5 protein-coding genes are annotated in these 5,295 nt (G+C 64.8%); 3 read left to right on the top strand and 2 right to left on the bottom strand.

Annotated elements, in window-relative coordinates; translation table 11 throughout:
• The 3 genes from Q0176_RS03870 to Q0176_RS03860 form a co-directional block, all read left to right on the top strand.
• The coding region (locus Q0176_RS03870; RefSeq protein ID WP_299299417.1) for a PfkB family carbohydrate kinase at positions 1 to 447 on the top strand (447 nt) is incomplete at its 5' end.
• Positions 444 to 1,640, top strand: a complete 1,197-nt coding sequence (gene cytX / locus Q0176_RS03865; RefSeq protein WP_299299415.1) for a putative hydroxymethylpyrimidine transporter CytX — start codon at positions 444 to 446, stop codon at positions 1,638 to 1,640. The genes Q0176_RS03870 and cytX, both read left to right, overlap by 4 nt.
• Before the next feature lie 140 nt (positions 1,641 to 1,780).
• Entirely contained in the window at positions 1,781 to 3,085 is a 1,305-nt protein-coding gene (locus Q0176_RS03860) for a PAS domain-containing protein (RefSeq protein WP_299299413.1), read from the top strand.
• A 69-nt stretch (positions 3,086 to 3,154) separates the two neighbouring features.
• On the opposite strand, the gene Q0176_RS03855 is transcribed toward Q0176_RS03860, so the two are convergent.
• Together Q0176_RS03855 and Q0176_RS03850 are read right to left on the bottom strand one after the other, a co-directional pair.
• Positions 3,155 to 5,047, bottom strand: a complete 1,893-nt coding sequence (locus tag Q0176_RS03855; protein ID WP_299299411.1) for a WG repeat-containing protein — start codon at positions 5,045 to 5,047, stop codon at positions 3,155 to 3,157.
• Positions 5,048 to 5,069: 22 nt separating this feature from the next.
• Positions 5,070 to 5,295 (bottom strand): hypothetical protein (locus Q0176_RS03850; protein ID WP_299299409.1); only part of this gene is annotated, 226 nt, incomplete at its 5' end.

The raw sequence follows: 5,295 nt of genomic DNA, 5'->3' as shown, positions 1-5,295 counted from the left end.
ATCGTTCCCCTGGCGGACGTCCTGACGCCGAACATCCCGGAGGCCGAGCGGATCGCCGAGATGAAGATCGAAGCGCTGGACGACATGAAGGAGGCGGCGCGGCGCATCCATGCCATGGGCTGCCGCAGCGTCCTGGTGAAGGGCGGGCATGCCCTGGGGGACGCCGTCGACGTCCTTTTTGACGGAACGGACTTCCGGCTCCTCGAGGCGCGCCGCATCGACACCAAAAACACGCACGGCACGGGCTGCACGTTCTCCTCGGCCATCGCCTCGAACCTGGCCCTGGGATACGACGTCGCCGGGGCCGCGGAACGGGCCAAGCGCTACGTCACCACGGCCATCGAGCACGCGCTTCCCATCGGGAAGGGACATGGCCCCACGCACCACTTCTACGACCTCTACAGGGAGGGCCTGAGGGGAATGGACGGAGGGGAGAGGAGATCATGAGCGCGCAGGCAGGGCTCGAAAAGGTATCCACGTTCAGCCAGATGCTCCTGTGGTTCGGCGCGGCGGTCTCCATCGCGGAGATCCTCACCGGCGCTCTGCTGGCTCCCCTTGGCTTTGAAAGGGGCATGGGGGCCATCCTGGCGGGGCACGTCATCGGGGCCGCCCTGCTCCTCCCCGCAGGGCTGATCGGCGCGCAAAGCGGCCTCTCGGCCGCCAGGTCGGTTCGCATCTCCTTCGGGAGGTACGGCTCCTACGTCTTCTCCATCCTCAATCTGGTGCAGCTGCTGGGTTGGACGGCCATCATGATCGTCAGCGGAGCCAAGGCCATGGACGGCATCACGGGGGAGCTCTGGGGGGTCCGGAACGAGGCCGCGGGGTGCGCCGTCATCGGAATCCTGATCGCCCTGTGGGTCCTCATGGGCATCAAGAACCTGGCCCGCGTCAACGTCGTCGTGGTGACGATGCTCTTCGGACTCTCCCTCGTCCTGGGATTCGCGGTACTGGGCCAGACGGGGGCCGGAGCGGCGGGGGAGCCGATTTCCTTCGGGGCCGCCGTCGAGCTGAACGTCGCCATGTCGCTCTCATGGATGCCTCTCATCTCCGATTACACCCGGAGGCTGAGGTACCCGTTCCGTGGGACTGCGGTCAGCGTGCTGAGCTATTTCATCGGGAGCGTGCTGATGTTCGCCATCGGGCTGGGCGCGTCCCTCTTCGCCGGGACCTCCGACATTGCCCAGATCCTCCTTGCGGCCGGCCTGGGGCTCGCCGCCCTGCTGATCGTCCTCTTCTCCACCGTGACCACCACCTTCCTCGACGTCTACTCGGCCGGGGTCAGCGCCGCCAACCTCAGCGAGAGGCTTAACGAGAAAACGGTTGCGGTCCTGGTCTGCGTCCTCGGGACCGTATTGGCCGCGTCCGTATCCATGGAGCAGTACGAGAACTTCCTGTTCTTCATCGGCTCCGTGTTCGCCCCGCTGTTCTCGATCCTGTTCGTGGACTATTGGCTCTTCGGCAGGCGGGAGATCGACCCCGGCCGTTTGCTGGACCTCAAGAACGCTCTTTTGTGGGCGGCCGGCTTCGTCCTCTATCGCCTGCTCCTGCCTTACGACACCCCGGTGGGGATCACCCTGCCGGTGATGCTGCTGGTCGGGGTATCGAGCGTCGTCGTGCGGCGGGCCGGCAAAAACGTCTGAGCGTCCTTTCTCGAGGGCCGGGCGGCGGCGCTTCAGACGGACGTAAAACCTGTGAGGGAGAGGAAAACAGCGAATTGCCTTTTGCCGCCTTTCAGCGTAAAATATGAAGAGACTATTGAAATTACGTTCGGGAGGTTGCCGTGGTACAGATCAGTCGGGAAACGCAAGCGATTATTGACAGCCTGTCGGATCCTGTCCTCATCATAGGGCCGAGGATGGGACGCATCCTCGCCTGCAACGCGGCTTTCATCCGTGAGCTGGGTTTCTTCGGCGAGGGGATCAAAGACAGGTCTTTTATCCGTATTCCTCAACTGACGCGCCCGATCCGTCATGGTCTGCTCGACCTTTACTTCAGGGCTAAGCGCAGCAGGGAGGACAAGGCCCCGTTCGTCTTTCAATTCGCGGACCCGCAGGGCAGCCTGAAAACGATCTCCGCCACCATCGACATCCTGCCCTGCGACGGCCGGGAGCTCGTCATGGCGCACCTGCACGTCGTACAGCCGAGCGACGCGGCCCTTTCGCATCATGCCGAGGACATCGCCGCCTTCAACGCCTTCACCGACATGACCCAGGAGCCGTGGCTGGAGTTCCGCCTCCGTTCGCAGGACGTGCCCATCCTGCTCGACGAGGAGGACCGGATCAGTTACCTCATGAACCTGGGGCGGGAATTCGTCGTCCATAAGGCGAGCAAAGCCGCGCGGAAGCTGTTCGGCCAAGACACATCCAGCTTGGGAGTATCCGATTTTCCGTTGAGGGGAAAGGGCTTTATGTCCTTTTTCTACCGGGACGAGGATGCTCTGCGTTTTCTGGATATGCTCTCCAAGGTGGGGCAGCTTCAGGCCCCGACCACCCTGGTCGGGGAGTCGGGCGACATCCTGGAGGTGGAGATGTCCTGTTCCGTCCACTTCGGCACCGAGGACACCATCGCGGCCCTCTACTGCATTCCACGCCGTATCGAGCAGGATCGCGACCTCATCGTCCAACACAGCGTGAGCGGCCAGGAGCAGGACTTCATCTTCTCCCAACCCTTCCTCGGGCTGGGGCGCATGGTCCCCCTGCAGCCCCTGATGAGGCCTCAGCCCGCGAATGCCGATGCGATTTTGAACCGTTATCTGGACGACATCCTCCTCACCAACGCCAACGATACCCTGGGGGAGCTCTATGGGGTCGAGAAAAACGCCCTGCTGATGCAGTCCATGCCCTTCCTTTTCCCTGATCGCTCCGCGGCGATCCAGGTTCTGAAAGAGCTGTTCGTGACGCGCCAGTCCTCGTTTGCGACGTACCGCGAGGATACGGGGGAGCTCCTGAGGATAGCCCTCTTCAAGGCCGTCTTCAACGACGCCGACCACATGGCCCGGATTTTCCTGGCCGTATCCCCTCAGGTCCAGGGTCCTTCGGAACGCCACGAGACGCGAAAGCTGCGTTCCGTTCCATCGTTCATTTAGGGGGACGGACGGATATCCGAATCCGGATATCCGAGACGCCCGGGGTCCAGGAGAGGGAAAGCTCCGGCGCTATCGTTTAGGCTCGGCGATGTACCACCAGCGTCCCCCCAAAGAGACGGCCGCCATCCCCTCTCTGAAGGGGCGCGCCGCGTCGAGAAAGGGCGGGACGACGACGGTTCCGTCCATGTTTCTGTATCCCCAGGCGCCCGTATCCGAGCGATAGGGCAGGATGCCGGGGACGGAGCCGGAGGCGGAATCGACGGAACCGACAGGGGGCTCCCCGATATAGCGTCCGCCGCGGTTCACATACCGCCACCTCCCCTTCGAAGTCTCCAGGCAGGCGACGCCCCAGCGAAAGCGGGGGGCCTCGCCCGTCCAGGGGATGAAGTTCCCCCGTATCACGACATTGCCCTTTTTGTCTATAAAGAGGGTTTTGCCGCCGCTCAACACGGCGGCCAGACCCTCCGAAAACCTTCCCGCCTCGCTCCCCCGGGAGGGGACCTCGAAGCGGCAGGGTACCCTGAGCTTTCCGGATACGTCGATGTAGCCGAGCTTCTTCCCCTTCCGGACCGCGGCCAGTCCCTCCGAGAAGGGCCAGACCTCCTCATGGGCGTTCTTCACGGCCCAGTTTCCATTTTTGTCGATAAATCCCCATCGTCCCCTCATGCGGACCGCGAGCAGCCCCCCGGAGCAGGGGCCCGCCGCCTCGAAACGAGGGGGGATCACCATACGCCCCTTACGGTCGATGTACCCCCAACGGTCCCCGGAGAGCACGGCGGCCAGCCCCTCCGAAAAATCCCGGGCATCCTCGAACATCCCCTCGAAGGCGTCCCGTCCCTGCACGTCGATGTAACGCTTTTTGGCCCCCTCGCCCACAAGGGCGAGCCCATCCGCAAAGGTCCCGGCCTCCTCGAAGCTCCGCCCTCCGAAAAGGGGCGGAATGCTGCGTCCCACATAGCCCCATCTGCCGTTAGAGGCGCTGCGTGCCGGGGCCAGGCCCTCCGAGAAGGGCCAGGCCTCCAGGTAGACGGGGTCGGCCATCCAGGCGCCCCGGCGGTCGATGTAGCCCCATCGTCCCTGGCTGGCCGCACCGGCCGCCCCCTCCGAGAAGGACATCACGTCCTGGAAGGCGTAGGGGATCGCCAGCTCTCCCGACGAGGAGATGAAGCCCCAGAGCCCCGCGCGGCGCACCGCAGCCAGGCCCTCGCTGTAATCCAGGACCGCCTCGTACGAGGGCTCCACGGCCCAGTTTCCAGCCGAATCGATGAACCCCCAGAGACCTTGAAGCGCAACCCCCGAAACACCCCCGGAGAAAACCTTTCCGCCCAGCACGGGATCGTAGCGCGGCTCGACGGCGGTCTCCCCCGAGAGGCCCAGGAACCCCAGTTTTCCCTTTACGAGGACCGCCGCGCGGTCCTCCACAAACGGCCATGCTCCATCGTAGACCGGGGCGACGGCCCATTTTCCACGTCGGTCGACGAACCCATAACGTCCCCCAAGCGCCACCGCCGCCCGCCCCTGATAGAAGTCGCCGGCCAGGTCGAAGCTGGCGGGTATCGCAAGCCGGCCCGACCGGTCGATGTATCCCCATTTGTCCGCGGACCGTACCGCGGCGAGTTCCTCACAGAAGGCCCCGGCGGCCTCGAAGGCCGGAGGGATGATGAATTTCCCCTTCCTGTCCACAAACCCCCAGCGGCCCCGCACCGAGACGGCCGCGGCCCCCTCCCTGAAGGGGTGGGCGTCCGACAAGGTCGGCCCCACGACCCAGCGCCCTCCCGGTTCGATGTAGCCCCAATACCCGCCGGATCGTACGGCGGCGAGCCCCTCGGAGAACCGGGAGGCCCGTTCCCATACGGGCTGCAGGAACCAGTCGATCCGGGCCGCACCGGCCGGAAGGACCGGAGAGGCACAGGACAAAGCGGCGGCAAGGCACGCCAGCAGGAACGTACGGCGAATCGTCATCCTATGGATTCATCCCTATTCGTCAATCGCGGGGGGATTTGAGCCTGGGAATGGGGAGGCGTCCGGGGTCCTCGGCGCTCCAGAGCGTATAGAAGCCGTTTTCGTCGGGCTCGCCGTCCGCGCCCAGAAAGTCCAGAACGCGCGTTCCGGCCCTCCGCGTCCGGTCCAGCTCCGACGCGGGGAGCCCCGCATGGTTGAAGCTCCCCCCCGTTCCGGCGTAGACGACCTCGGCTCCCCCCCGCCCCCCC

The organism is uncultured Fretibacterium sp., from assembly GCF_938040765.1.
Lineage (GTDB): Bacteria > Synergistota > Synergistia > Synergistales > Aminobacteriaceae > CAJPSE01.
Note: the sequence above shows the minus strand (reverse complement) of the source record. Positions and strands in the feature narration are given on the sequence as shown.

Bases quoted from the DNA above. Each gene is read 5' to 3' on its own strand.
- Q0176_RS03855 (WP_299299411.1), bottom strand. From the start codon at position 5,047: ATGACGATTCGCCGTACGTTCCTGCTGGCGTGCCTTGCCGCCGCTTTG.
- cytX (WP_299299415.1), top strand. From the start codon at position 444: ATGAGCGCGCAGGCAGGGCTCGAAAAGGTATCCACGTTCAGCCAGATG.